The sequence below is a fragment of the Plantibacter sp. VKM Ac-2885 genome, from assembly GCF_015351205.1.
Taxonomy (GTDB): Bacteria; Actinomycetota; Actinomycetes; order Actinomycetales; family Microbacteriaceae; genus Plantibacter; species Plantibacter auratus.
This window is the reverse complement of record NZ_JADKSK010000002.1, coordinates 554,283-579,583: the sequence shown is the minus strand read 5'-3', so window position 1 is coordinate 579,583 and position 25,301 is coordinate 554,283. Positions and strand designations below refer to the sequence as shown.

Genomic DNA, 25,301 nt, shown 5'->3' with positions numbered 1-25,301 from the left:
GACGGCGTCTCGGCTCACCCGGTCGAGCCTGGCTCCGCTGGTCGGCTCACCCGACGCGCGACGACGACCGCCGCGACACCGGCGACCAGCGCGATCGCGAAGCACCCGGCGAACGCGATCCCGCCGGGAGCGATCCAGCCCAGCCCGGCGAACGCCCCGGAGCCGTCGAGCGCCGTGAACGCCAGCCCGGTCGCCGCGAGGGCGAGGGCACCGCCGATCGCGTCGCCGATCGACATCGCCGCACTGTTGAACCCCTGCGAGCGCTCGTCGGAGTAGGCGAGCGTCATGACGCTGAGTCGCGGGAACATGAGGCCCATGCCGCCGCCGCTCACCACCCAGGCGACGATCGGCACCACCGGCGGCAGGCCGACGAGGGCGGCGGACAGGGCGATCGCGACGGCGACCGTGACGAGTGACGACCCGATCTGCACGGCGTTCGCATTCGACAGCCGGTCCCCGAGGCGCCCCTGCAACCAGGACGACAGCGACCACGCGATCGCCCCACCGGTGAGCGCGAGTCCGGCGAGCGCCGGCGTGAGCCCGTGCTCGCGGGTCAGCAGGTACGGCACGTACACCTCGGCGCCGAAGAACGCGGCGGAGGTCAGTCCGCGCACCAGGATGACCGTCGGGAGCCCGCGGCGTGCGGTGAGCGTGCCGAGCGGGATGAGTGGTCGGAGGGCGAGGATCGCGACCACGGCACCGACGACCGGGAGCGCCCAGGCGGTCCATCCCGAGAACTCCGTCGAGAGGTTGACCGCGAGGACCGCCGCCGCGACGAGCACCGCCCAGCCGAGTCGACGCAGCTCCGCGCCCGTCCGCGCGACGGGGGCTGCCTCGCCGCCATCCTTCGCCGACTCCTGCTCGGCGGCCTGCCGCTCGGCGCGCTCGGTTGCGGAGGCCCGCAGCATCCGGAGGGCCGGCAGGAGGAGGAGCGTCGCGACGACCACGAGGCCGACGACCCCGAGGAAGACCCAGTGCCAGCTGAACCGCTCGGCGACCACCCCGGCGAGGAACGGCCCGATCAGGGAGGGGACGACCCAGGCGGCCGCGAACCCGGCGAAGATCCGCGGGTGCAGGGCCGGTGGGTAGATGCGGGCGACGAGGACGTACAGGGCGACGGTCATCGCTCCCGAACCGAGGCTCTGGACGAGGCGTCCGGCGACGACGGCCCACATCGTGGTCGCGGTTCCGGCCAGGAGGAGACCGACGAGGAACAGGACGACGGAGGCGAGCAGCGGCTGGACTGGACCGATCCGGTCGGCGACCGAGCCCGCGGCGACCATGCCGATGACACTGACGGCGAGCGGGCCGGCGAAGGCGAGCGCGTAGAGCTGCTCTCCGCCGAGCTCGCCACTCACGAGCGGCATGATCGTCGTGACGGCGAGGGACTCGAAGGCGCCGAGGAACACGAGCGCGCACGCACCGATGGTGACGAGGACGAACCGGCGGCTGAAGATCCCGCGGTCGCGGGGCGTCGGGTCGGCTCCGGTCGCGGGCTCGGGGGTCGTCGCTGTGGTCACGATTCCGAGCCTAGAACCTCAACGTGACTTGAGGTCAAGCGCTGACGAACCCCGACCCGTTCACAATTCAGGACGTGCCCGGCGCGCCGTCGCCGGTCGACGGGTTCGGCGTAGGGCGCGCCGCAGCCCTCCTGAATTGCGAACGAGCCGGAACGGCCCGCTAGTGCTTGGCGCTCGCCTTCAGGACCTTCGCGAGCGCGCGGTCGAGGTCGGCGATGAGGTCGGCGACGTCCTCGATGCCGACCGACAGCCGGACGACGTTCTCGGGGACAGCCAGCTCCGTGCCCTTCACCGAGGCGTGCGTCATCTGCGCCGGCAGGCCGATGAGCGACTCGACGCCGCCGAGCGACTCGGCGAGCGCGAACAGCTTCGTCTTCTCGACGAGGCGCGTGGCTGCAGCCGGGCCACCGACGAGCGCGAGCGACAACATGCCGCCGAACCCGGACATCTGGCGGGCGGCGAGCTCGTGACCGGGGTGACTCTCGAGGCCCGGGTAGTAGACGCGCTCGACGGCGGCGTGGCCGTCGAGGAACTCGGCGATCGCCTGCGCGTTCGCACTGTGCTGACGCATGCGGACCGCGAGGGTCTTGATGCCACGCGTCGTCAGCCACGCGTCGAGCGGGGCCGAGACCGCGCCGGCGGCGAACTGCACGAAGCCGAGCTGCTCGGCGAGCTCGTCGTCGTTCATGATGATGGCGCCACCGAGGACGTCGGAGTGGCCGCCGAGGTACTTCGTCGTGGAGTGCACGACGAAGTCGGCCCCGAGCGAGAGCGGCTGCTGCAGCGCCGGCGAGGCGAAGGTGTTGTCCACCACGGAGAGCACCTCGTGGCGGTGCGCGAGGGCTGCAAGCGCCGCGATGTCGCTGATCTTCATGAGCGGGTTGCTCGGCGTCTCCACCCACAGCAGCTTCGTGCGGCCCGGGATGATCGCCGCTTCGACGGCCGCGAGGTCGCCGAGGTCCACGACCGTGTGCTCGATCCCCCAGGCGCCGTGTACCCGGTTGATCAGCCGGTAGGTGCCGCCGTAGACGTCGTTGCCGATGACGATGTGGTCGCCGGGGCGGAGCGCCGTGCGGATGAGCGCATCCTCGGCGGCGAGGCCGGAGGCGAAGGAGAAGCCGTGCTTCGCACCCTCGAGGGCGGCGAGCTGCGTCTCGAGCGCCGTGCGGGTCGGGTTGGCGGAGCGGCTGTACTCGTAGCCGCCGCGGAGCCCGCCGACGCCGTCCTGGACGAAGGTCGACGTCTGGTAGATCGGCGGGATGATCGCCCCGGTGGTGGGGTCGAACTCCTGTCCGGCGTGGATGCTGCGGGTGGCGAAGCCGTGGTCGTGCTTGCTCATGGGTGACTCTTTCGATTCAGGATTCGGGGAGGTGTCTGGGTGGGCGACCGGTCGGACGGGGTCACCGGGGTCGGGCGTGGTCGGGACATCGCCCCGACTCCGCCCATACGACCCGCATGCCGCCCATGCTCAACCCGCCAGGTAGGTGAGGAGGTCGTGTCGCGTGATGACGCCGATCGGCTTGCCGCCGTCGGTGACGAGGAACGCCGGGGCGGAACCGAGCGCGGCGCGCGCAGCCGGGATGGACTCGCCGAGACCGATGAGCGGCAGCGGGTCGCCGACGAACGCGCTCGCGGCGTCGTTCATCTTGGCCGCGCCGCTGAAGACGGCGTCCATGAGGCTCGCCTCGTCGATCGCGCCGACGACCTCGCCCATCACCACGGGTGGCTCGGCGCTCAGCACCGGGAGCTGCGAGACGCCGTACTCGGTCATGATGTCGACGACGTCGCGGACGGTGTCGCTCGGGTGCACGTGCACGAGGTCCGGCATCTCCGAGCCCTTGCCACGGAGGATGTCGCCCACGGTGCGGTCGTCGGCGACCTCGCTGAAGCCGTAGGACTGCAGCCAGGAGTCGTTGAAGATCTTGCCGAGGTAGCCGCGCCCGCCGTCGGGCAGGAGGACGACGACCACGGCGGACGCCGGGAGGTCGCGGGCCGCGACGAGAGCGGCCTGGACCGCCATGCCACTGGAGCCGCCCACGAGCAGTCCCTCCTCACGGGCGAGGCGACGCGTCATCGCGAACGACTCGGCGTCGGTGACGGCGATGATCTCGTCGGGGATGGACGGGTCGTACGCGGTCGGCCAGAAGTCCTCGCCGACGCCCTCGACGAGGTACGGGCGACCGGTGCCGCCCGAGTAGACCGAGCCCTCCGGGTCTGCACCGATGATGCGCACGCCGCCCTCGGAGACCTCCTTGAGGTACTTGCCCGTCCCGGAGATGGTGCCTCCGGTGCCGACGCCCGCGACGAAGTGGGTGATCTCGCCCTCGGTGTCGCGCCAGATCTCGGGACCGGTGGACTCGTAGTGGCTGCGCGGCCCGTTCGGGTTCGCGTACTGGTTGGGCTTGAACGCACCCGGGATCTCGGCGGTGAGGCGGTCGGACACGCTGTAGTAGGAGTCGGGGCTGTCAGGGGCGACGGAGGTGGGCGTGACGACGATCTCCGCGCCGTAGGCGGTGAGCACGTTCCGCTTGTCCTCGCCGACCTTGTCGGGCAGCACGAACACGCAGCGGTACCCGCGCTGCTGGGCGACGAGGGCGAGGCCGACACCGGTGTTGCCGGAGGTCGGCTCGACGATCGTGCCGCCCGGCTTGAGGTCGCCTGACGCCTCGGCGGCGTCGATGATGCGCGTCGCGATGCGGTCCTTCGAGGAGCCGCCCGGGTTGAGGTACTCGACCTTGACGAGCACGGTGGCCGCGATGCCCTCGGTGACCCGGTTGAGCTTGACGAGGGGCGTGTTCCCGATGAGATCGAGGACGGAGTCTGCGTAGTTCATGTCTGCAATCTGTTCCTGTGGTGCGTCACCGCACGACTCTCGCGTGCGTCACCGGATGGCTGGGGCGGCTGAGGCGGCATCCCGGCAGGGACGGTTCAGCGGGGACAGCAGGAACACGACAGGCGGAGACGCATGCTGACCACCCTACCCGGCGAGTGCAGGGAACGCAGCCGGATGACGGGGCCGATCGGGCGTCAGTGGATCGCGACGAGTCGCTGCCGCGGACCGAGTGCCGAGACAGCCGAGGACACCAGCCGGACGGCGAGGGTCAGCACCATGAGGACACCGATGACCGTGAGCACGACCGCGGCGAGCAGCAGCACTGCTAGCAGCGCAGGGAGCCGGCGCAACGCGAGCTCGACCGGGCGACGACGCGGTGTCCCGTCCGCCCCGGGTGCGTCCAGGTGGCCTTCGCCCGCCATGGCCGCGGCGACGAGTTCGAGCGTGGCACGCGCGCCGGATCCGAGCCGTGCGGTCGAGGTGCGCAGCGCCTGGGACATCACGTGGCCCTTCTCGTCGGATGGATCGGTGTTCGCGGGTGCGAGGACTCGACCGTAGCAGTCGGGTGCCCTGTTCGGGGGTGCCGGTGCCCATTCTGCCAGGCGGGCGTGAACACCCGGTGGCCTGCCGACGGCCGCATGATGGACGCGCACCGCGCTCCCTAGACTGGGGGCATGACCGTCTCCGGCCTCTCCGCCGTCTCCCAGGACTACCTCAAGACGATCTGGACGACCTCCGAGTGGGCCGACGAGTCGGCCACCGTCAAGCTGCTCGCGGATCGCATGGGTGTCCGTCCCGCGACCGCCTCCGACGCCGTGAAGCGACTCGCCGCCCAGGGACTCGTCGTGCACGAGCCCTACGGCAGCATCGAGCTCACCCCCGCCGGGCAGGCGCACGCGGTCGCGATGGTGCGGCGGCACCGGCTCATCGAGACCTTCCTCGTCGAGATGCTCGGCTACGGCTGGGACGAGGTCCACGACGAGGCGGAGATCCTCGAGCACGCGGCGAGCGACACGATGATCGAGCGCATCGACGCCGCGCTCGGCCACCCGATCCGCGATCCGCACGGCGACCCGATCCCCTCTGCCGACGGCACCCCGCACCGCCCGGACGCGGTCCGGTTGAACGAGGCGCCGTCCGACAGCCCGCTCATGGTGTGCCGCATCTCGGACGCCGACCCGGAGACCCTCCGCCACCTGAGCACCCTCGGCATCGTCCTCGACACCGAACTCAGCGTGGACGACCACCGTGCGTTCGCGGGCGAGTTGGAACTCCGGCTCACCGCGACCGGCACCCGACTCACGCTCGGTCGGCTCGCCGCCGACGCCGTCTGGGTGACGGTCGTCGCCTGACCGCCGCCCTCTCCGTTCGCCCAGGTTCGGGCGGGTGAACCGCCGGGCGGATCACCCGAAGAACGTCAGCACGATGAGCGCGACGTTCAGCGTGACGATGAGCGCGACCACGATCCAGGCGAACACCCGGGTGGCGAGCTGGTCGACGTGGACACCCATGATCCGCCGGTCGCCCGTGTAGCGCACGAGCGGGATGAGCGCGAAGGGAATCCCGAGGCTGAGGAACACCTGGCTCAGCACGAGCGCGGTGGTCGGGTCGATGCCCGCCGCCAGGATGACGAGCGCCGGGATGAGCGTGATGACGCGTCGGGCGAGCAACGGGATGCGCACCTTGAGGAGCCCACCCATGATCGCGGCTCCCGCGTAGGCACCCACCGACGTCGATGCGAGCCCCGAGGCGAGCAGCCCGATGGCGAAGATCACGCCGATGACCGGCCCGAGCGCCGCGGTGATCGCCGCGTGCGCCCCCTCGATCGAGTCCGTCCCCTCGACGCCGCCGAGCGACGCGGCCGCGAGCAGGAGCATCGCGATGTTCACCGCTCCGGCGAGGACGAGTGCCGCGGCGACGTCCCAGCGGGTCGCGACGATGAGCCGACGGATGGCACCGTCGCTCGTCTGGACGCTGTGCCGGTCCCGACTGAGCGAGGAGTGGAGGTAGATCGCGTGCGGCATGACCGTCGCGCCCAGCATGCTCGCGGCGAGCAGGACCGTCGCCGTGCCCTCGAACCGCGGCACCAGGCCACCGGCCGCGGCACCCCAGTCGACGGGACTGACGAACAGACCGGCGAGGAAGCCGACGGCGATGACGGCGAGGAGCGTCAGGATCGCGAACTCGAAGTGCCGCTGGCCGTACCAGTTCTGCACGGCGAGGAGCACGATCGAGAAGACCCCGACGATGACGCCGCCGAGCACGAGCGGGATCCCGAACAGCAGGTACAGCGCCACGGCGCCGCCGATCACCTCGGCGAGGTCGGTCGCGGCGGCGACGAGCTCCGCCTGCACCCAGTAGAGCCGACGCGGGCCGGTGCGCAGTCGCGAGCCGAGCAGCTCGGGCAGGCTCTGCCCGGTGACGAGGCCGAGCTTGGCGGAGAGGTACTGGACGAGCACCGCCATCGCATTCGCGGCGACGAGCACCCAAACCAGCAGGTAGCCGTACTGGGCTCCCGCCGTGAGGTTCGCCGCGACGTTCCCGGGATCGACGTAGGCGATCGCCGCCACGAAGGCGGGCCCGAGGAGGAACAGGAGTCGTGGTCCGCGGGGCGCGCGGGTCGTCGGAGCGGCGAGGTCAGTGGTCACGTCGGCCATGTTAGCAAGACCGAGCTACATTTGTTAGACGATGCTAACTCTTGGATTCACCCGCTGTCTGCTTGGATGAGCCTGAGAATCGACTGCGCATCGTCAGCCGCCGGAACGGCCCCCGGAAGCGCATCTGGTTCGATAGTTACGCATACAACTTTTCGAGAGGCCCCCGTGACCCCTGCAGCAGATCGCCCCAAGAACGCCCCCGTCCCGCCCGCCGTCAAGCAGCAGAGCGTCAAACAGGAGCGCGAAGCCCAGCGTCAGGCCAAGGTCGCGGCGTTCAAGCAGGCGCAGAAGCGGAAGAACCGCAACCGCCGCATCGGGATCTGGGCTGGTGTCGTGGGCGGCGTGGCCGTCATCGCGGTCCTCATCACGAGCGTCGTCCTCACCCTGCCGAAGAACGCCAGCTACCCCGGCGGTGGCACCGGCACCGGCCAGGACATCGCGGGCGTGGAACTGTTCCAGAACACCTCGGAGCACGTCGAGGGCACGGTCGACTACCCGCAGAACCCGCCGGCAGGTGGCCCGCACAACCAGTACTGGCTGAACTGCGGCATCTACACCGAGGAGCAGACCAACGAGAACGCGGTCCACTCCCTCGAGCACGGTGCGATCTGGGTCACCTACGATCCGTCCCTCAGCGACGCGGAGCTCACGAAGCTCAAGGAGCTGCTCCCCACCACGTACGTCGTCCTGTCGCCGAAGTCCGACCTCCCCTCGCCGATCGTGCTGAGCGGCTGGAACTCGCAGTTGCAGGTCAACAACGCGAGTGACGCGCGCATCGCCGACTTCTTCGAGGAGTTCTGGAAGAGCAACAACGTCCCGGAACCCGGCGCGGCCTGCACGGGCGCGATCGACGGTCCCGGCAAGGTCTGATCCGTTGACCCCGGCGAGCACACCTGACGCCCCGACGACCGGTGAACCGGCCGACGACGGCGTGACCGACGAGGAACTCGCCGCCTGGGAAGCGCAGGGCTCCCCCGACGGCTCCAGCCGGACCCGCGTCGTCATCGCCGCGATGGCCGTCGTCGCGATCATGGTCGCCGCGGCGATCGGTTTCTCGGTCGGTCGGCTCAGCACGCTCGCCGACCCGACACCCACCACGACGAGCGCCGAAGCGGGCTTCTCGCGCGACATGCAGGTGCACCACAACCAGGGCGTCGAGCTCGCCATGATCATCCGCGACCGGACGGACGCGGTCGACGTGCGCACCCTCGCGTACGACATCGCGACCACCCAGGCGCAGCAGTCCGGTCAGTTGTACGACTGGCTCGTACAGTGGAACCTGCCGCAGGGTTCGCGGCAGCCGGACATGACGTGGATGACGCTCCCCACGCTCACGGGTGCCAGCGGCCATGCGCACGGCGGCGACACGGCGACCCCGGGGTCCACCCACACCCCTGGCGACCCGATGCCGGGCCTCGCCACACCAGCCCAGATCGACCAGCTGACAGCGGCGTCCGGCCTCCAGGCGGAGCGCGTGTTCCTCACCCTGATGATCGCCCACCACCGTGGCGCGGTCGAGATGGCCGAGGCGCTGCAGCCGCGGACCACGAACGCGACCGCGCTGGCCTTCACGCGCGCGGTGATCGCGAGCCAGCAGGCGGAGATCGAGCTCATGACCGGCATGCTCGACGACCGGGGCGGACCGGTCGACCTCGCCGACTGACGCCTCCCGTCGACCGCCCGGGCGAGCTGCGGGCTCCGACAAGGGGCTAGCCAGAACACCGACTGACGGCGAAGAATGATCCCGACGCCCGAACGGGCCCGATGAACAGGAGCGACGAATGGCACTCGACGACATCACCAAGAAGGCTCAGGAATTCCTGAAGGACAACAAGGTCAAGGACGCACTGAAGAGCGAGCAGGCCGAGGACATCAGCGACAAGCTCCTCGGCAGCGTGGCCGACGCGGCCAAGAAGGTCACCGGCGGCAAGTTCGACGAGCAGATCGACGGCGCCCGCGACGCGGCGGACAAGGCCGTCGGCAACGAGTAGTCCCCGGCTCGAGACGCGTGACGGCCGGGTCCCGACGGGCGCCCGGCCGTTCGCGCCGGCGGCGATCAGCGCTCGATCGTCACTCCGTGCCGGTCAGCGCCCGTCGACGCCGGCGTCGACGGGGTTGCTCCGGAACCGGTCGAGCGCGATGGCCACGAGTTCCGGGGCGGACAGGTGCGTGTCCTGCATGAGGTCCGAGAGGACTTCTGACGCGCGTCCGCTGAGCGTCAGTTGCACGGTCGCGGAGCGGTCTTCATCGACACCGCTCAGCGCGCGACGACGTTCACCGAGGCTGAGGATGGCCGACCGCAGATAGGTGCGGCTCGCGACGGTGTCGATCTCCCATCGGCCGGCGCGACGGTTCGCGACCACATTGCCGCGACGGATGTTCGTCATGAGCGACGCTCGGCTCACATGGAGCCGCGCCGCGAGTTCCGCCGTCCGGACCGGACGCGGGAGGTCGTCGATGAAGTCCTCGACGAGCGCCTCCCGGAGGAGCTCCCAGGCGACGTCCGGAGGGAGCGGCGCATCGGGCATGCTGCCGCCATCCTGCAGCGGACCCACCCACGCGGTCGTGGGGGCGTCGCGTTCGGTCATCGTCATCGCCCCTCCAAGGTTCCGGCGCTCGAACCTCAAGCATGCTCGGTGCCCGTGGAAAGCGCGTCCCCCAATGCGGGTTGCCCGCGTTCGCGGGGTGCCGGCCCGAAACGACGCACCCCGTCCACCAGGGCGGACGGGGTGCGGGCGACGCTCAGACGACTCAGCTGCGGTTCGCGACCGGTCGGGAACCCACCGGGCGGGTCCCCTCGAACAGGATCCGGTAGCTGAATCCGGCGATCAGCGCGCCGATGATCGGGAACACGATGAACACCCAGACCTGCGCGAGCCAGTCACCCCCGCCGAAGATGGCGGTCGCGATGGAGCGCGCCGGGTTGATCGAGCCGTTGTCGATCGGGATCGCGATCAACAGGAACAGCGTGAGGGCGCCGCCGATGGCGATCGGCGCGAAGCCCGCGGCCGCCCGTGTGTGCGTGACACCCAGGATGACGTAGAGGAACAGTGCGGTGATGACGACCTCGATCACGATCGCCGAGACGAGTCCGAATCCGCCGGGCGAGAGCTCACCGAAGCCGTTCGAGACGAAGCCGCTCGCAACGGCCTTGTCGAGGAAGCCCGTCGGGCCGCCGGCCGCGAGGCCGAACACCGCGAGTGCGCCGAGGAACGCTCCGACGAGCTGCGCGAGGATGAACGTCCACGTCGCGCGCCAGGGGAACCGACCGGCGGCGGCCAGCCCGAGCGTCACCGCCGGGTTGAAGTGCCCGCCGGAGATGGGGCCGAACGCGTAGGCGGCGATGGTCACCGAGAGGCCGAGGGCGATCGCCACCCCGAGGAAACCGACGCCCAGGGGGTTGGAGGTCTCCTCGCCGAAGAACGCGGAGAAGGTCGCCGTCCCGACGAGACCGAAGACCAGCAGGAAGGTGCCGGCCAGCTCTGCGAGGAGTTGCGACGCGGTGGTCGGTTCGACGGAGGGTGGGACTTCCGGGGAGGACATCTGGGCTCTTCTCGCTCGAGGTGACGACGTGGACGCGGAGCTCTGGCGAGCACCGCGCCATCAGCAGACTATTGCCCCGCGTCCCACCGGCGACAGCCCGCGGTCCGCATGTCGCCGTCCGTCAGTGCACCTCCAGGTCGTGGAGCGGGACCTGGAGCCGGAAGACGTGCTCGATCGCGAGCTCCGCGCCGACGGCGTCACCCGAGGCGATCGCGGAGCGGAGGTGCGGGTACCCGACGCGCAGATCCGACCAGTCCACCGTCTCAGCCGACCGCGTCGCCGCGACGCGGTAGATCAGGGCGCCGATCACATCCTTCGTCGCCGTGACGAGGACCGGGTTCTCGCAGTGCTTCAGGAACCGGTCCACGAGGCCCCAGACGCAGCGGCCGTGCGCATCCGCGTCCTCCGCCGTCACCGTCGTCATCGTGTGCTCGACGAACGCCAGGAGCTCGGCACGTTGCCCCGCGGTCAACGTCGGGACGGTGACCCGGACGACGCCGCTGACGAGCGCTCCGAGGGTCTGCAGCACGGCTGTCCGGTCCTCGGCCCGTGGCTGCGCGACACGGGCGTGCCGTTGCGGTGCCGTCTCGACCAGTCCGACGCGTTCGAGTTCCCGGAGTGCTGCGTCGATCGCATCCGTCGGCGCGCCGAGCCACACCCGCAGCTCCTCCTCGATGAGCAGCTCACCGGAGGCGAGCGTCCCGTCGTAGATCGCGTTGCGGATCCGTTCAGTCACGGACTCGCCCGTGGGAGACGGCCGCGACCCGGACGGCCCATCGGGGTTCGGCATCGGTTCCTCGCTCGGGTGGGGACGGCTGCTGGCTACCGGCCGATCGTACCGCGGACGATCCCCGCCTCGGCGAGCGCCGCCTGCGCCTGCCGATGCTTGTTGTCGATGGAGGCGCCGATCTCCTGGGCCAGGCGGGGCTTGCTGCGCACGAGCTGGTCGATGGTGGACAGCGGCATCCGCAGGACCAGGGTCGTGCCGTCGGCGATCGCGGCGGCCATGGCGACCTCCCTCGTCAGCGCCGTCTGGCCGATGAAGTCGCCGACGCCGAGTCGTTGGAAGGTGATGAGCCCGTCCGTCGTCGGCACCGCGAGATGGACGCCGCCCTCGACGAGGAACCGCATCGCGCCGGGGATCGTGCCCGCCTGCTGGATGGTCTCCCCCGGCCCGTACCGCTCGAGTGTGCACGTCCGGGCGAGGTCGTCGTAGTCCTCCTCCCGCGCATGGAGGGTCGGTGCCAGTGCGGCGATGGCACTCCGCAAGCGCTCCGGCGTCGCGATCGGGTCGGTGCCGTCGCCGTCGAGCGCGAGACCACGGCGCCGCGAGGCGTACCAGAGCCACGCGCGGAACAGGGCGACCGCGGCGTCGGCCGTGGACGGCCCGGACACCGGCAGCGTGACGGAGAACCGCGCGGCACCGAGGTAGGACGCGGACACCGCGTCCCCCGGCTCGAGCATCGGCAGACCCGATCCGACCTCGCGGAGCAGCCGGAGCACGTCGTCCGGCGGGTCGTCGGTCGAGAAGGTCACCTCGACGCTCGCGGTGTACGCACCGACCGGTTGGCTGAGGTTCGTGAACGACGCCCCGGCGAGCGAGGAGTTCGGGACGATCTGGATGCCGTTGCCGGTGTCGAGGTGCACGGCGCGCCAGTTGACCTCGACCACGCGACCGCGGACGCTCCCCGTGTCGAGCCAGTCACCGAGCCGGAACGGCTGCTCGAACAGCAGCAGCAGTCCGGAGATGACCCCGCCGACCGCGTTCTGCAGGGCGAGGCCGATCACGATCGACGTCACGCCGAGCGCGGTGACGAGCCCGCCGATGTCGGCTCCCCACACCCAGGAGAACAGGATCGCGAGGCTGATGAGGATGAGGGCCAGCCGCGCCAGGTCGACGAAGATCGACGGGATCCGGTCGCGCCACGACCCCTCCTCGGCGTTCGCGAACAGGGCGACGTTGAACGCGGAGAGGATGAGCAGGATCACGAGGAACCCGAGGAGGGTGCCGACGATCCGCACCCAGGTGCTGTCGTCCGCCCGCGCCGTGGCGAACACCAGGAGCGCGAACACCGCGCCGACCGGCACCACGTAGTTCCGCAACAGACGGATCGGTTTCGCCGCCGCGTGCTTCCGGCGGTTGAGCGCACCGAGCACCTCGGTCAGGACGATGAGCAGCACGGGGACGCCGACGGCCAGCGCCACGGCCCAAGGGAACCACGCCTCCTGCCACACCTGCGTCATGACTTCGGCCCCGAGACGACCTGCCAGACGGCCTGCGGACCCCCGCGCGTCTCCACGGTGCCGGCGGCCTCGAACGCCACGGTGTCCTGCATGCGGTCACGGACCCGCTGACTCACGAAGATGCCGGCCGTCCCGGAGACCGACTGCACCTGGTTGGCGAGACTGACCGCATCGCCCCACATGTCGTAGGCGAGGCTCGTCCGGCCGACGAGGCCGCTCGTCACGACACCGGCGTCCACACCGACCCGCAGGGTGAGGTTCGCCTGGTGCTGCGCGTTGAAGCGTTCGACGATCGTGCGCATCTCGAGCGCGAAGTCGAGGGTCCGACGCACGTTGTCGACGCGTGGGACGATCAGTCCGCAGCTCGCGAGATACCCTTCCCGCAGCGTCCGCACCTGCTCGATCCCGAGGCGCTCGGCCGCCTCGTCGAAGCTGCGGACCAGCGCGTTGAGCATCGACAGCTCCCGCTCCGGATCGAGGCCGCGGGTCAGGTCGTCGAACCCGACGAGGTCGGCGAAGATGACGGACACGTCCTGGTGGACCTCGGAGATCGTCTCCTCACCGTCCTTGTAACGCTTGGCGACCGAGGCCGGCATGAGGGTGAGCAGCAGCTTCTCGTTCTCCGCTCGCTGCTCCTCGATGAGCTCCTGCTTGAGTCTCAGGCTGCGGCTCATGTCGTTGAAGGCCGTGCCGAGATCGCCGAACTCGTCGCGTCGGGTGTTCGGCACCTCGACGCTGTAGTCGCCACCGGCCACGCGCCGCACCGCGCCGACGAGCGCCCGGACCGGCCTGGCGAACACCTGCGCCAGGAGCAGGGAGAGCAACGACACCACGACGACGATGGCGAGCACCGAGATGACGAGGTTGCGGGTGAAGTCGGTCACCGGCGCAAAGGCCTCCGACGCGTCGATCCGTGCGACGAGCACCCACTGGAGCCCGTCGATGTCGAGCGGTGTGTACGCCGTCAGGTTCTCCTCACCGAGGTAGCCGCGCCCGATGGTCGTGCCGGTCTCGCCCGCGAGCGCACGCTCGACCGAGACGGTGCGGGTCGGTTGGATCTGGATCGTCCCGGCGACGGCCACGGCACGCGCGGCGGTCTCCGGCGGTGTGCCGGCGGCGACCGCGGCCCGCTCGTACGCCTTCGGGTCCTCGATCAGCAGGCGGGAGGTCGAGCGCATGAGTTGATCGGGCCCGGCGAGGTACGTCTCGCCGGTCTCCCCCAGGCCGTCCTGCTCCCACTGGCCGGAGCCGGTCATGATGTCGTTGATCGCCTCGATCGGGACCTGCAGCGCCATCACCCCGTCGACCCGACCGTTCTCGCCGACCGGTGAGAAGATCCACTGCGTCGGGACGTTGAGCGACGGCTGGTAGCGCTCGAAGTCGGTGATGCCCACGTAGTCGATCGCGTTCGACCGGAGCGCCGCGGTGAAGCCGTCCTCGAGCACCCCGCCCTTGTAGGGGCCGGTGAGGACGTTCGTGCCGAGGTCCGGACCCTTGTAGGCGCTGTAGACGACGTCGCCCTCGTCGTCGATGAGCAGGGCGTCCTCGTAGCCGAAGCGGTCGATGATCTCGCGGAAGTAGTCGTGGTACTGCGCGTGCACGGACGACCAGGCGCTCCCGTCACCGGCGTCGTCGACGGTGATGGCGGTGTCGTAGTCGAGGTCGCCCGGCGTGTACACCGACTGCAGGTAGGTCTCGGCCGGGTTCGTCGGGATGAACGCGGCGGGATCCGCCTCGTCTCCGGTGCGTTCGGCGAGCTCCGGCGCGAACGTGTCCTCGTAGAACGACGTCACCGTCGACGCGCGCGCCGGGTCCACCGGCTGCTCCTCCAACTCGTGGAAGGCGTCGTGGAAGCCGTTCATCGCGTCGACCACCGTGGTGCCGCGGGTGTAGACGACGAGGGAGTCGCGCGTCTGGTCGTAGTAGTTCGTGATCTCACGGGCGCGGGACTCCCGGACCTCGGTCAGCCGCTCGAAGGACGCCTGGCGCAACGAGTCACTGCCGGACAGGTAGCCGACGATCCCGGTGACGATCGACGCCCCCACGCTGACGAGCAGCAGCATGACGAGCAGCTTCGACTGGATGCTGAAGCCGGGGCGACCGAACCGTCCGCGGCCGAACCTGCGGGACCTGGCGGCCGAGGAGGGTGCCGGTGGAATCGGCGGGCCAGACCGGCCTGTCGGCGCGGCGCCGTCTGGCGAGGGTCCGGATGGTGCGTCCACAGCTGCGGTCATCGACGAGTCCCCTACTCGATCCGGCGGTGCACGGTCACCCCCTCCTTCGGGGGTCACGATGGCGCTCACTCTAGCCACCCGTGCCACACGCGCACAATGGGCTGGACCGCTCAGACGGTGACGGCCTGCTGGGCGTAGAGGGTCGCGTACACGCCGCCGGCGGCGAGCAGTTCCTGGTGGGTGCCGCGCTCCACGATGCGCCCGCGGTCGAGGACGAAGATGACGTCGGCATGCACGATGGTCGACAGGCGGTGGGCGATCGACACCGTGGTGCGTCCGCGGGTCGCGTCATCGAGGGCGACCTGGACGACCCGTTCGGAGATCGTGTCGAGGGCGCTCGTCGCCTCGTCGAGGATGAGTACCTCCGGGTCCTTCAGCAGTACGCGCGCGATGGCGATGCGCTGCTTCTCGCCGCCGGACAAGCGGTAGCCGCGTTCCCCGACGAGCGTGTCGTAGCCGTCCTCGAACCGAGCGATCGTCTCGTGGATGTTCGCCGCGCGGCAGGCCGTCTCGAGCTCGTCGAGGGTCGCGTCTGGCTTCGCGTAGCGGAGGTTCTCCGCGATCGTCGCATGGAACAGGTAGGTCTCCTGGCTGACGATCCCGATGCGGGAGACGAGGGACTCCTGCGTGACGTCGCGGACGTCGGCACCCGCCACCATGACCCGGCCACCCGACACCTCCTGGAAGCGCGGGATGAGGTAGGAGATGGTCGTCTTGCCCGCTCCCGAGGGCCCGACGAACGCAGCGAACTGTCCGGGTTCGATCGTGAAGGAGACGCCGTCGAGGGTGGGGGTCGAGTCGTCCTGGGCGTCGGCGTACCGGAAGGTGACGTCGTCGAAGCGGATCTGCGGTGCGACGCTCGGGAGCGGTGCGGCTCCGGGGCGGTCGGCGATCGCGGGCTTGAGGTCGAGGTACTCGAAGATCCGCGCGAAGAGGGCGCCGGAGGTCTGCAGGTCGAGGGCGACGCGCATGACGCCCATGAGCGGGAACAGCAGGCGGGCCTGGATGGTGGTGAAGGCCACGATCGAGCCGGCGGTGACGTCAGCCGCGCCGCCCGTGATGAGCCAGCCGGCCACGAGGTAGACGATCGCGGGGATGGACGACAGGAAGATGTTCACCATCGCGAAGAACCACTGACCGCTCATCGCCTGGCTGACCTGGAGGCGGATCTGGGTGCGGTTCTCCGCGCTGTAGCGCTCGACCTCGGTGTCCTGGCGGTTGAAGCTCTTCGCGAGGAGCACGCCGGAGACGCTCAGGGCCTCCTGGGTGATCGCGGTCATCTCCGACAGCGACTCCTGCGTCTTCGTCGCGATCCGTGCCCGGACCTGACCGACGCGGCGCTGCGCGATCACGAGGATCGGCATGAGGATGAGGGCGACGATCGTCAGCTGCCAGTTGAGGATGAGCATCGCGACGAGCGCGGAGATGACCGTCACGGTGTTGCCGAGCACGCTCGACACGGTGTTGGTGAGGACGTTCGCGACGCCGCCGACGTCGTTCTGGAGGCGCGACTGGATGATGCCCGTCTTCGTGCGGGTGAAGAAGCTCAGCTCCATCGCCTGCAGTTGCGAGAACAGCTTGATGCGCAGGGCACCCATGACGCTGTTGCCGACGGTCGCCGTGAGGTAGGTCTGCCAGACGCCGAGCAGGGCGGCGATGATGAACAGCGCCACCATCACGCCCACGATCTCCGCGAGGGCGACGAGGTTCGGACTGCCACCGTCGGTCGGGAACAGACCGACGTCGAACGCCTGCTTGACCAGCAGCGGAGGGAGCACCGCGAGGGCGGCACCGATGACGACGAGCACCATCGTGAGGATGATCTTCGCGCGGAAGGGCACGAACAGCGCGACGATGCGCTTGCCGAGATTCGGGATCCTCGGTGCCTCGGCGTTGAGCGCCTTCTGCGCCGCCATGTCGCCACCGCTGACGCGGCTGCCCGCGCGGGGCCCGCCGCCCCCGGGTGCACCGCCGCGTGGCCCGCCCCGTCCGCCGTGCATGCTCATCCCGCCACCCTATCCCCGCCCACCGTCCCTCCCGCCCCTCTCCCCGTCCCGCGGTTCACAACTCAGGAGTGGCTCGGCGTTTCGCCTCCGTTTGTGTGCCTGCTGGCCGACACGCCGTCCCCGATCCTGAGTTGTGAACCGACACGAGCGTGCTCCACAACCGGTCGAACCGGTCATCGGTGCACATCGGCGCAGGCGTGCGTCATCGCAGCGGATGCGACACGAGGACGCTGGAGCGATGATCGGACTCGCGACCGCCGTAGAGCACCTGGGACAGGTGGCGACTCGGCGTGAACTGATCGACCACGGTTTCACGGGGCGACAACTGACCTTCGCGGTGGCGACAGGACTCCTCGTCCGACCACGCCGTGGCTGGTACGCGGCACCCGCCGCAGATCCAGCCTTGATCCGGGCCGTACGGGTGGGCGGGCGACTGGGCTGTGTTTCAGCCGCGGAGCGTTACGGCTGGGCCGTTGCTCGGAGGGGTGAGTTGCATGTGAGCCTCACAGAGAACGCCTCACGACTCCGCCATCCCGATGACCGGACGACCTACCCCAGTGGCGAGGAGTTCCGCGACCTGCAAGGTCTCGTTCTGCACTGGCACTCGCCCCTCTCCAGAGATGACCGACCGAAGCTCCTGACCTCGCCGTACGAGACCACCCTGCAGATCGCAGCCTGCCAGCATCCCGACCTCGCCGTCGCCGCATTCGACTCCTTCATCAACGTCGATCCACGCGGCGCAGCTCATCTCGAGGACTGGCTGCGGGAACTCCCCCGCCGGTTCTTCGACGCCCTCCCCCGGCGAGAGAGCGGCTGCCACAGCTTCCTCGAGACCATCGGCCGGATCCGCCTCGAGCGTGCGGGCATCCGCGGAGTCCACCAGGTACTTATCGATGGGGTAGGACGGGTCGACCTCGTCCTGGCGGGACGGATCGTGATCGAGTGGGACGGACGTGAGTTCCACGACACGCCAGATGCTCACGAGCACGACCGCTGGCGGGACGCGATGCTGGTGATCCGCGGGTACCGCGTCCTCCGATTCACCTACCGGATGGTCATGGACGACTGGTACGCCGTCGAAGGAGCCATTCGTTCGGCTCTCGCCGAATCGTGACCTCTACTGGTCGTTCGATGTGCCGTTGCTCTCGGTGCACAACTCAGGATGTCCGCGGAGTGTTGCGTCCACAACCCGGTCAGTCGGGCGGGGCACGCCGAGGCTCTCCTGAATTGTGAACACTGCCGTCGAACTCCCACACCTGTCTCCTTGTTCACAATTCAGGACGGATTCGGCGAGCCTGACTGAGTCTCCCGGCGGCAGGTCCGACACGCCGAGGCTCACCTGAATTGTGAACCAGACCAGATGACCCGCAGACGCACGGACGCCCCGGGAGCGTGAGCTCCCGGGGCGTTCGCGCACCGACGACGCTGTCGATCGGAGGATCGAACCGCGCGTCGGGTCAGCCCTTCGTCGAACCGGCCAGGAGCCCGCGGACGAAGTACCGCTGCAGTGCGAAGAACACGACGAGCGGGACGAGGATCGAGATGAACGCGCCAGCCGTGAGCAGGTGCCACTCGTTGCCACGCGTACCGGTGATCTCCGCCAGCAGCTTCGTGATCGGTGCGACCTCGCCGTCCGCGAAGATGAGCGCGACCAGCAGGTCGTTCCACACCCACAGGAACTGGAAGATCGCGAACGACGCGATGGCGGGCATCGTCAGCGGCAGCACGATCCGGAAGAAGATCTGACCGTGACCCGCGCCGTCCACGCGTGCCGCCTCGATGACCTCACCGGGGATCTCCGCGACGAAGTTGTGCAGCAGGAAGATCGCCAGCGGCAGCGCGAACATGGTGTGGGCGATCCACACCTGGGCGAAGGTGCCGCTCGCGTCCAGTCCCTCGCCGACCTGCAGACCGAAGATGTTCAGGCCACGGGAGAAGGTCGACAGCAGCGGGACGAGCGCCATCTGGATCGGCACCACCTGCAGCGCGAACACGAGGATGAACAGGAAGTTCTTGCCGCGGAAGTCGATCCACGCGAACGCGTACGCCGCGAGGCTCGCCACCACCAGCGGGATCAGGGTCGCCGGGACCGCGATGGCGATCGAGTTGACCCACGAACCCGCCAGGTTCAGCGTCGAGTTGCCGGCCTGCAGCACCTGTACGTAGTTGTCGATGGTGACCTGGAAGTCGGAGAAGATCGTCCACCAACCGGTGGTCTTCACCTGCTGCTCAGGCCGGAACGAGGAGACGAAGAGACCGAAGGTCGGGATCGTCCACAGCACGGCGATGACGACGGCCGCAATGGTCGCGCCACGGCTCGTGAGCCGCTTCTTCGTCCGTCGGCTCGCAGCCTCGATGCCGCGTTCACCCTTCGCGAGCTGGTCCTTCGTGGACTCGTCGATCGGTAGTTCGATCGGCTGCACAGCACTCATCGGATCTCCCTCTGCTTCTTGATCTGCCGTGCGTTGTAGATGACGATCGGCAGCACGAGGATGAACAGGATCACGGCGAACGCCGCACTCCGGCCGTTCTCGAAGTTCTTGAACTGGGTGTACATCTCGTTCGCGATGACCGAGGTGCCGTTGTTGCCGGCGGTCATGGTGCGGACGATGTCGAAGACCTTCAGCGACGCGATGGAGATCGTCGTGACGACGACGACCAGCGAGGAGCGGATGCCGGGGACGATGACGTTGGTGAAACGCTGCCAGCCGTTCGTGCCGTCGAGCTCGGCGGCCTCGATCTGCTCGGTCGGGACACCCTTGATCGCGGCGGACAGGACGACCATCGCGAACCCGGTCTGCACCCAGATGAGCACGACGATGAGGAACAGCGTGTTCCACGGCTCGTTCTGCAGCCACTGCACCGGGGTGCCGCCGAACCACACGACGATCTGGTTGAGCAGACCGATCTGGGTCGCGCCGGCCTCACGGTAGGCGTAGATGAAGCGCCAGATGATGGATGCGCCGACGAAGGAGATCGCCATCGGCATGAAGACGAGGATCTTGAAGTACTTCTCGCCGCGGGACTTGTCGATGAACACCGCGTAGGCGAGGCCGAAGGCCGTCGACAGCGCCGGGACGAGCAGCACCCAGATGATCGTGTTGATCACGGTGCGGATCGCGCTCGGCTGCGTGAACAGCCAGATGAAGTTGTTCAGGCCGACGAAGTTCTTACCGGACGCCGACATGAACGCGGCGATCGTCGTGTTGATCGACGGCAGGATCAGGCCGATCAGCAGCAGCAGGAACGCCGGTGCGAGGAAGCCGACGAGCTGGACGAGGTACCCGACGCCCTTCTTGGACCGGTAGTCGAGGAGGAAGAGCACGCCACCCAGGACGGCTGCGACGGCCGCGGCCCACAGGAACGAGCCGAAGAAGAGGACGACGACGACGGGCACCAGGACGCAGAACGCCAGACGGATGACCGTGTAGAGGGTGCCCTTGCGTGGCGCTATGTCCACGAAGAAGAGGAGGAGGGCCACCACCGCACCGAAGGCGATGACGACGATCGGGATCTGGGCGAGCGGTGGGAGTCCGCCCAACCAGTTGAGGAAACCTGACATAGCTGGCCTTTCGAGTACGGCGTTGGACCCTGAGTGAACCCTAGGGGGTTCCACTGCCGAGGCGGAAGCGCCGGAGAGTGATCACCCTCCGGCGCTTCCGCTCATGAGCAGCAGTTCCGGATATCGATTACTCGCTGGAGGGCCAGCCGGCTTCGATGTCCTTGAGGACCTGGTCGGTCTCGTCGCCGTTGATCCAGTTCACGAGGCCCTTCCAGAAGGTTCCGGCGCCGACGGCACCGGGCATCAGGTCGGAGGCGTCGAAGCGGAACGTGGTCTTCTCGTCCTGCAGGATCTCGATCGCCTGGCTGAGGATCGGGGTCGAGGCGTTCGCCGGGTCGAGGCCGTTGTTGGCCGAGATGACGCCGCCGAGCTTGACCCGCTTGTTCGCCCACTCAGGGCTCGAGAGGTACTCCTGGACCTTCACGGTGCTCTCGTCGTCGCTGAACGCGCCGACGATCTCGCCACCACCGGTGACAGCGGTCTCGCCCTCCTTGATGCCGGGGGTCACGAAGGCCCACACGTCACCGTCGGGGGCGACGGTCGCGCCGGCGTCCTCGAGGAAGCCGGAGAAGAACGATGCCTGGTGGTGCAGTGCGCAGGCGCCGGAGGCGAGCGCCGGAGCGACGTCACCGAACTCGGTCGAGTTGATCGAGGACACGTCGCCGAAGCTCGCGTTCACGTACTCCGGGTTCTTGAGGATCTCGCCGACCGAGTCGAACGCTTCCTTGATCTTCGGGTCGGTGAACTTGACCTTGTTGGCCACCCAGTCGTCGTAGACGTCCGGGCCCTGCTGGCGCAGGACGAGGTCTTCGATCCAGTCGGTGCCGGGCCAGCCCGAGGCGTCGCCGGAGCCGAAGCCGGCGCACCAGGGTGCGGAACCCGTCTTCTCCTGGATGGTCTTGGTCAGCGTGAGCAGCTCGTCCCAGGTCTTCGGGACCTCGACGCCCCACTCCTTGAACTTGGCCGGCTGGTACCAGACGAGGCCCTTGACGCTCGCCATGAGCGGCGCGCCGTAGACGGTGTCGTTGACGGTGCCGTAGGCGGCCCAGTCCGTCGACCAGTACTTCTCGATGTTCGCCTTGACGCTGTCGGGCGCGGGCTTCAGGTAGTCGCGCTTGGCGAGGTCGGCCAGGAGGCCGGGCTGCGGGAAGATCGCGAGGTCGGGCGGGTTACCACCCTGGGCGCGGATACCGATCTGCGACTCGAACTCCTTGGAGGACTCGTACTTGATCGTGATGCCGCTGTCCTTCTCGAAGTCGGCCCAGCTCTCCTCGAGCAGCTTCGCCTCGGTGTCGGCGATCGTCCCGTAGATGGTGACGGTCTTGTCGTCGTCGCCACCGCCGCTGCTGCCCGATCCGCCTGAACAAGCGGTGAGCGCGACGCCCGCGACGGCCAGGACGGCCAGCGGCAGGGCCGTCCGGCGGGTCCGAATGAAACTCATCTGTGTCCTCCTCATTGAGTGCTGCAGGTTCGAACGTCTCCAGGGTCGAGCCGTTCCGATGATGCACTGGTGCGGAATCGGTCCGGATGCGGAACCGTTTCCATGCGTCAAAGTACTTCACCCGGCGACAGGATGCAAGCACGAGAACATAACGAAATAGACAGTGAGAGCGCTCCCACCGAAATCACACGCCTGGGCGGACCATTCGTGTTCCAGATGTTATGGATCGGTTCCAGTCGACAGTTCCAGGTCTGTTCCAGATTCGCTATGGTGGTGCTACCCAACGGAGGGAGTCGGCATGAGTGGTGCCATCAGTGATGTCGCGGCCCTCGCCGGCGTCTCGAAAGCGACGGCCTCGCGAGCGCTCACCGGGCGCGGATACGTGTCGGCCGAGACCCGGGAACGGGTCGTGCAGGCCGCGGCCACGATCGGGTACGTCGCCTCGCCCATCGCCGCGAGCCTGTCCACCGGACGCACGCTGGCCATCGGCGTCCTCACCTCGTTTCTCAACCGCTGGTACTTCGGCGAGGTCCTGGAAGGCGCCGAGGGAGCCCTCCGTGCGCGGGGATACGACCTGACACTCCACCATCTGCCGCCCGACTCCCCGGAACGCGATCGGATCTTCGACGCCTACCTCACGAACAAGCGCTTCGACGGCATGATCTCGATCGGGATCGAGGCCTCGCAGGACGAGATCGCGCGCCTGCTCGCCAACCCCCGTCCACTGGTGTCGATCGGCGGCAACATCCGCGGGGCCCACTCCATCAACATCGACGACCAGGCACTCGGGCGCGAGGCGACGGAACACCTCATGACACTCGGGCACACGCGCATCGCCCACATCACCGGTCACGACGCCGAGCTCCAGACGGACACCGTGCACGGCAGGCGCCTGGCCGGCTACCTGGCGGCGATGGAGGAGGCAGGGCTCACCTCGGCCGTGCACGTCCTGCCCGCCGTCCACTCGCTGCCGGGCGGATACGAAGCCGCGGCGCAGTTGCTCCGGGATGCGAGGATCCGCCCGACGGCGGTGTTCGCCTCGACGGACGAGGTGGCGATCGGCATCATCATCGCCGCACGACGCCTCGGGATCACCGTTCCGGCGGAGCTGTCGGTCATCGGGATCGACGGGCACTCCTACGCGGAGATGTTCGCGCTCACCACCTTCGAGCAGGAGCCACGCGCGCAGGGGCGGCATGCCGTCGAGATCCTCCTCCAAGACCTGGAGGACGAGCAACGCGCGCAGGCCCCGGACTCCGGGGAGCCGGGCAGTACCGTCTCCGAGGTGCGCTGGCCGACCCGTCTGGTGATCCGACAGACCACGACGCGCCCCGAGTCCGCCGAGTAGCCCCTCCCCCGGCTGCGCTCCCAGCGCGGTGCGCTGACGCGAGCGCGCCCCACTGACGTGAGCGCGGGCCCCCGGAGGGGAGCGCTCGCGTCAGTGGGGCGCGGTGACGGGTCGGATCAGCTCGCGTCGGCTGCCGTGATCGCGATGGCCTCGTCGAGCTCGCTCTCCACCGGGCCGTCGACGCGGGCGAGGTGTTTGCGACCGAGGACGACGATGAGGACCGCGACGATGAGCGAGCCTGCGGCCACGTAGTAGGGCGCGGCGGGCGAGAGGAGCTTCGCGATCTCCGCGGCGGCCGGCGGCGCGATGGCCCCACCGAGGAACCGTACGGACGAGTAGGCCGAGGATGCGACGTTGCTCGGCAGGTCCGTCGCCTCCATGACCGACTCGGTCAGCACCGTGTTCATGACGCCGAGCAGGAGCCCGCCGACGACGATGCAGACGATGAGGCCGGTGGTGGACTGCACGAGGAGTCCGGCCGCGACGAGGTCCAGCGCCAGCAACGGCAGGACCAGCTTGATCACGGAGGTGCGGCGCATCCGAGCCGTGAGCAGCGGTGCGACGAACACGCTCGTGATCGCCAGCGCGACACCCCACCCGAAGAAGGTGAACCCGAGACCCATCGCATCGAGGCCGAGCGGGAACGGCGAGTAGGCGAGCAGGGTGAAGAAGCCGATGTTGTAGAACAGGGCTGCTGCCGCGAGGATGCCCAGCGACGGGATCGCCAGCGCTTTGAACGGCGCGGACAGCTTGAGCGGCGCGGGCTTCGGTCCCTCGGTCTTCAGCAGGGTCACGATCGCGATGAACCCGACGGCCATGAGCGTCGCGGTGCCGAAGAACGGCCACTTCCAGCCGATACCGCCGAGGAGACCACCGAGGAGTGGACCGATCGCGATGCCGAGCCCGAGTGCGGCCTCGTACAGGATGATCGCGTTGGCGCGGCCGCCCGCTGCGGCTCCGACGATGGTGGCGAGTGCCGTCGAGATGAAGAGCGCGTTGCCGAGGCCCCAGCCGGCCCGGAAGCCGATGACGGCACCGACGGAGTCGGACAGGCCCGCGAGGAGCGCGAACAGGACGACGAGCGCGAGTCCGATGAGGAGCGTGCGCTTGGCACCGATCCGGCTCGACAGCCAGCTCGTGAACAGCATGGCCACGCCGGTGACGAGCAGGTAGCTCGTGAAGAGCATCTCGGCCTGCGTCGGCGTCGCCTGGAGGTCTTCGGCGATCGCGGGGAGGATCGGGTCGACGAGGCCGATGCCCATGAAGGCGATGACACTCGCGAAGGCGACCGCCCAGACGGCCTTCGGCTGATGCAGGATGCCGCCGAGGCCGGCACTGTGGCTGGCGCCGTGGCCGTGGCTCGACGCTGCGGACGTGGGCACGGAGGACGTGCGTGCGCTGGTGTCGGCGCTCATGCCGTCAGCTCCGAGGCGACCTCGACGGCAACGCGGGCCTGGATGATCTCGACGGTCCTGGCGATCGCGGCGAGGTCGTCGTCCTCGAGGTCGGTGAAGGCCGGCTCCAGAGCGTCGGTGAGCTCGTCGCGCCAGGCGAGGAGAGCGGCCGTCCCCTTGGGGGCGATGGCGATGAGCCACGCGCGGTGGTCGTCGACGTCGGCGATCCGCTTGATCCAGTCGCGCTCGTCGAGGCTCTGTACGAGCTTCGTCATCGTGGGTTGGGACACCCGGCTCTGGCGGGCCAGTTCGCCGACCCGGACGGGGCCGACCGTGGTGAGCACGGAGAGTGTGCGCCAGACGGCGGGCGATTCGGAGGATCCGGTGGCCTGGGCGGCAAGGCGGGTGAGCCGGTGCGATGCCGTGATGAGGTCGCCGAGGATGGTGTGCAGGGGTGAATGCGTACGGTTCTCGGTCATGATCCATCCAGTATACATAGCCAAGCTATGCATTTGCGCA

General features: G+C 69.0%; 22 protein-coding genes. 6 read left to right on the top strand and 16 right to left on the bottom strand.

Translation table 11 applies throughout. The features are described from left to right. Positions 1-14 precede the first annotated feature (14 nt). The 4 genes from ITJ66_RS15350 to ITJ66_RS15335 form a co-directional block, all read right to left on the bottom strand. The gene (locus ITJ66_RS15350; RefSeq protein ID WP_194645160.1) at positions 15-1,520 is read right to left on the bottom strand and encodes an MFS transporter; all 1,506 of its coding nucleotides are present in this window, start codon (positions 1,518-1,520) and stop codon (positions 15-17) included. A 160-nt stretch (positions 1,521-1,680) separates the two neighbouring features. Continuing rightward, a complete protein-coding gene (locus tag ITJ66_RS15345; RefSeq protein WP_194645159.1) occupies positions 1,681-2,859 on the bottom strand; it encodes a cystathionine gamma-synthase in 1,179 nt (392 codons plus the stop codon). A 129-nt stretch (positions 2,860-2,988) separates the two neighbouring features. Then, the gene (locus tag ITJ66_RS15340) at positions 2,989-4,353 is read right to left on the bottom strand and encodes a cystathionine beta-synthase (RefSeq protein ID WP_064295706.1); all 1,365 of its coding nucleotides are present in this window, start codon (positions 4,351-4,353) and stop codon (positions 2,989-2,991) included. 194 nt (positions 4,354-4,547) lie between these two features. Further along, positions 4,548-4,856 carry a hypothetical protein gene (locus tag ITJ66_RS15335; RefSeq protein WP_194645158.1) on the bottom strand — a complete coding sequence of 103 codons (309 nt, stop codon included), beginning with the start codon at positions 4,854-4,856 and terminating at the stop codon, positions 4,548-4,550. Positions 4,857-5,027: 171 nt separating this feature from the next. Between ITJ66_RS15335 and ITJ66_RS15330 the strand changes: the two genes are divergently transcribed. Continuing rightward, positions 5,028-5,705, top strand: coding sequence for a metal-dependent transcriptional regulator (locus ITJ66_RS15330; protein ID WP_194645157.1), 678 nt, complete (start codon positions 5,028-5,030; stop codon positions 5,703-5,705). A gap of 51 nt (positions 5,706-5,756) precedes the next feature. Here the strand turns inward: ITJ66_RS15330 and ITJ66_RS15325 are convergent, their stop codons facing one another. Continuing rightward, positions 5,757-7,001 carry an Nramp family divalent metal transporter gene (locus tag ITJ66_RS15325; RefSeq protein ID WP_370582676.1) on the bottom strand — a complete coding sequence of 415 codons (1,245 nt, stop codon included), beginning with the start codon at positions 6,999-7,001 and terminating at the stop codon, positions 5,757-5,759. Positions 7,002-7,175: 174 nt separating this feature from the next. Between ITJ66_RS15325 and ITJ66_RS15320 the strand changes: the two genes are divergently transcribed. The 3 genes from ITJ66_RS15320 (at position 7,176) to ITJ66_RS15310 (ending at position 9,001) form a co-directional block, all read left to right on the top strand. After that, positions 7,176-7,880 carry a DUF3105 domain-containing protein gene (locus ITJ66_RS15320; RefSeq protein ID WP_370582675.1) on the top strand — a complete coding sequence of 235 codons (705 nt, stop codon included), beginning with the start codon at positions 7,176-7,178 and terminating at the stop codon, positions 7,878-7,880. A gap of 4 nt (positions 7,881-7,884) precedes the next feature. After that, on the top strand, positions 7,885-8,673 hold the full coding sequence (locus ITJ66_RS15315) for a DUF305 domain-containing protein (protein ID WP_228501945.1): 789 nt from the start codon (positions 7,885-7,887) through the stop codon (positions 8,671-8,673). Between the two features lie 118 nt (positions 8,674-8,791). Continuing rightward, positions 8,792-9,001, top strand: coding sequence for an antitoxin (locus ITJ66_RS15310; RefSeq protein WP_079706736.1), 210 nt, complete (start codon positions 8,792-8,794; stop codon positions 8,999-9,001). Positions 9,002-9,094: 93 nt separating this feature from the next. Here ITJ66_RS15310 and ITJ66_RS15305 read toward each other — a convergent pair whose 3' ends face one another. The 6 genes from ITJ66_RS15305 to ITJ66_RS15280 all read right to left on the bottom strand — a co-directional run bounded on the left by ITJ66_RS15305 (position 9,095) and on the right by ITJ66_RS15280 (position 17,031). Continuing rightward, complete coding sequence (locus ITJ66_RS15305; RefSeq protein ID WP_194645154.1) at positions 9,095-9,598, bottom strand: hypothetical protein; 504 nt, start codon at positions 9,596-9,598, stop codon at positions 9,095-9,097. Positions 9,599-9,761: 163 nt separating this feature from the next. After that, on the bottom strand, positions 9,762-10,553 hold the full coding sequence (locus tag ITJ66_RS15300) for an aquaporin (protein WP_194645153.1): 792 nt from the start codon (positions 10,551-10,553) through the stop codon (positions 9,762-9,764). A 121-nt stretch (positions 10,554-10,674) separates the two neighbouring features. Next, a complete protein-coding gene (locus tag ITJ66_RS15295) occupies positions 10,675-11,289 on the bottom strand; it encodes a GntR family transcriptional regulator (protein ID WP_194645152.1) in 615 nt (204 codons plus the stop codon). Between the two features lie 86 nt (positions 11,290-11,375). Continuing rightward, positions 11,376-12,797: a mechanosensitive ion channel domain-containing protein gene (locus ITJ66_RS15290; RefSeq protein WP_194645151.1), complete on the bottom strand. Its 1,422-nt coding sequence runs from the start codon at positions 12,795-12,797 to the stop codon at positions 11,376-11,378. Continuing rightward, the gene (locus ITJ66_RS15285; RefSeq protein ID WP_228501943.1) at positions 12,794-15,031 is read right to left on the bottom strand and encodes an adenylate/guanylate cyclase domain-containing protein; all 2,238 of its coding nucleotides are present in this window, start codon (positions 15,029-15,031) and stop codon (positions 12,794-12,796) included. Before ITJ66_RS15285 ends, ITJ66_RS15290 begins: the two co-directional genes overlap by 4 nt. 110 nt (positions 15,032-15,141) lie before the next feature. Further along, the gene (locus ITJ66_RS15280; protein WP_194604487.1) at positions 15,142-17,031 is read right to left on the bottom strand and encodes an ABC transporter ATP-binding protein; all 1,890 of its coding nucleotides are present in this window, start codon (positions 17,029-17,031) and stop codon (positions 15,142-15,144) included. Positions 17,032-17,533: 502 nt separating this feature from the next. Here ITJ66_RS15280 and ITJ66_RS15275 point away from each other — a divergent pair. Further along, on the top strand, positions 17,534-18,151 hold the full coding sequence (locus ITJ66_RS15275; RefSeq protein ID WP_191941750.1) for an endonuclease domain-containing protein: 618 nt from the start codon (positions 17,534-17,536) through the stop codon (positions 18,149-18,151). Positions 18,152-18,494: 343 nt separating this feature from the next. Here ITJ66_RS15275 and ITJ66_RS15270 read toward each other — a convergent pair whose 3' ends face one another. The 3 genes from ITJ66_RS15270 to ITJ66_RS15260 all read right to left on the bottom strand — a co-directional run bounded on the left by ITJ66_RS15270 (position 18,495) and on the right by ITJ66_RS15260 (position 22,040). Next, the gene (locus tag ITJ66_RS15270) at positions 18,495-19,469 is read right to left on the bottom strand and encodes a carbohydrate ABC transporter permease (protein WP_079706730.1); all 975 of its coding nucleotides are present in this window, start codon (positions 19,467-19,469) and stop codon (positions 18,495-18,497) included. Then, positions 19,466-20,599, bottom strand: coding sequence for a carbohydrate ABC transporter permease (locus ITJ66_RS15265; protein WP_137243882.1), 1,134 nt, complete (start codon positions 20,597-20,599; stop codon positions 19,466-19,468). The genes ITJ66_RS15270 and ITJ66_RS15265 overlap by 4 nt, the downstream gene beginning before the upstream one ends. A gap of 127 nt (positions 20,600-20,726) precedes the next feature. After that, a complete protein-coding gene (locus ITJ66_RS15260; protein WP_137243883.1) occupies positions 20,727-22,040 on the bottom strand; it encodes an ABC transporter substrate-binding protein in 1,314 nt (437 codons plus the stop codon). Between the two features lie 298 nt (positions 22,041-22,338). On the opposite strand from ITJ66_RS15260, the gene ITJ66_RS15255 reads away from it, so the two are divergent. Next, positions 22,339-23,388, top strand: a complete 1,050-nt coding sequence (locus tag ITJ66_RS15255) for a LacI family DNA-binding transcriptional regulator (protein WP_194645150.1) — start codon at positions 22,339-22,341, stop codon at positions 23,386-23,388. A gap of 116 nt (positions 23,389-23,504) precedes the next feature. Here ITJ66_RS15255 and ITJ66_RS15250 read toward each other — a convergent pair whose 3' ends face one another. Further along, entirely contained in the window at positions 23,505-24,803 is a 1,299-nt protein-coding gene (locus ITJ66_RS15250) for an MFS transporter (RefSeq protein ID WP_194645149.1), read from the bottom strand. Continuing rightward, on the bottom strand, positions 24,800-25,261 hold the full coding sequence (locus ITJ66_RS15245; RefSeq protein ID WP_064294532.1) for a MarR family winged helix-turn-helix transcriptional regulator: 462 nt from the start codon (positions 25,259-25,261) through the stop codon (positions 24,800-24,802). Before ITJ66_RS15245 ends, ITJ66_RS15250 begins: the two co-directional genes overlap by 4 nt. Positions 25,262-25,301: the final 40 nt, after the last annotated feature.

Excerpts from the sequence above, each read along its gene's own strand:
- ITJ66_RS15345 (WP_194645159.1), bottom strand. The coding sequence starts at position 2,859 with ATGAGCAAGCACGACCACGGCTTCGCCACCCGCAGCATCCACGCCGGA.
- ITJ66_RS15340 (WP_064295706.1), bottom strand. The coding sequence starts at position 4,353 with ATGAACTACGCAGACTCCGTCCTCGATCTCATCGGGAACACGCCCCTC.
- ITJ66_RS15330 (WP_194645157.1), top strand. The coding sequence starts at position 5,028 with ATGACCGTCTCCGGCCTCTCCGCCGTCTCCCAGGACTACCTCAAGACG.
- ITJ66_RS15310 (WP_079706736.1), top strand. The coding sequence starts at position 8,792 with ATGGCACTCGACGACATCACCAAGAAGGCTCAGGAATTCCTGAAGGAC.
- ITJ66_RS15305 (WP_194645154.1), bottom strand. The coding sequence starts at position 9,598 with ATGACCGAACGCGACGCCCCCACGACCGCGTGGGTGGGTCCGCTGCAG.
- ITJ66_RS15300 (WP_194645153.1), bottom strand. The coding sequence starts at position 10,553 with ATGTCCTCCCCGGAAGTCCCACCCTCCGTCGAACCGACCACCGCGTCG.
- ITJ66_RS15290 (WP_194645151.1), bottom strand. The coding sequence starts at position 12,797 with ATGACGCAGGTGTGGCAGGAGGCGTGGTTCCCTTGGGCCGTGGCGCTG.
- ITJ66_RS15285 (WP_228501943.1), bottom strand. The coding sequence starts at position 15,031 with ATGACCGCAGCTGTGGACGCACCATCCGGACCCTCGCCAGACGGCGCC.
- ITJ66_RS15280 (WP_194604487.1), bottom strand. The coding sequence starts at position 17,031 with ATGCACGGCGGACGGGGCGGGCCACGCGGCGGTGCACCCGGGGGCGGC.
- ITJ66_RS15270 (WP_079706730.1), bottom strand. The coding sequence starts at position 19,469 with ATGAGTGCTGTGCAGCCGATCGAACTACCGATCGACGAGTCCACGAAG.
- ITJ66_RS15265 (WP_137243882.1), bottom strand. The coding sequence starts at position 20,599 with ATGTCAGGTTTCCTCAACTGGTTGGGCGGACTCCCACCGCTCGCCCAG.
- ITJ66_RS15260 (WP_137243883.1), bottom strand. The coding sequence starts at position 22,040 with ATGAGTTTCATTCGGACCCGCCGGACGGCCCTGCCGCTGGCCGTCCTG.
- ITJ66_RS15255 (WP_194645150.1), top strand. The coding sequence starts at position 22,339 with ATGAGTGGTGCCATCAGTGATGTCGCGGCCCTCGCCGGCGTCTCGAAA.
- ITJ66_RS15250 (WP_194645149.1), bottom strand. The coding sequence starts at position 24,803 with ATGAGCGCCGACACCAGCGCACGCACGTCCTCCGTGCCCACGTCCGCA.
- ITJ66_RS15245 (WP_064294532.1), bottom strand. The coding sequence starts at position 25,261 with ATGACCGAGAACCGTACGCATTCACCCCTGCACACCATCCTCGGCGAC.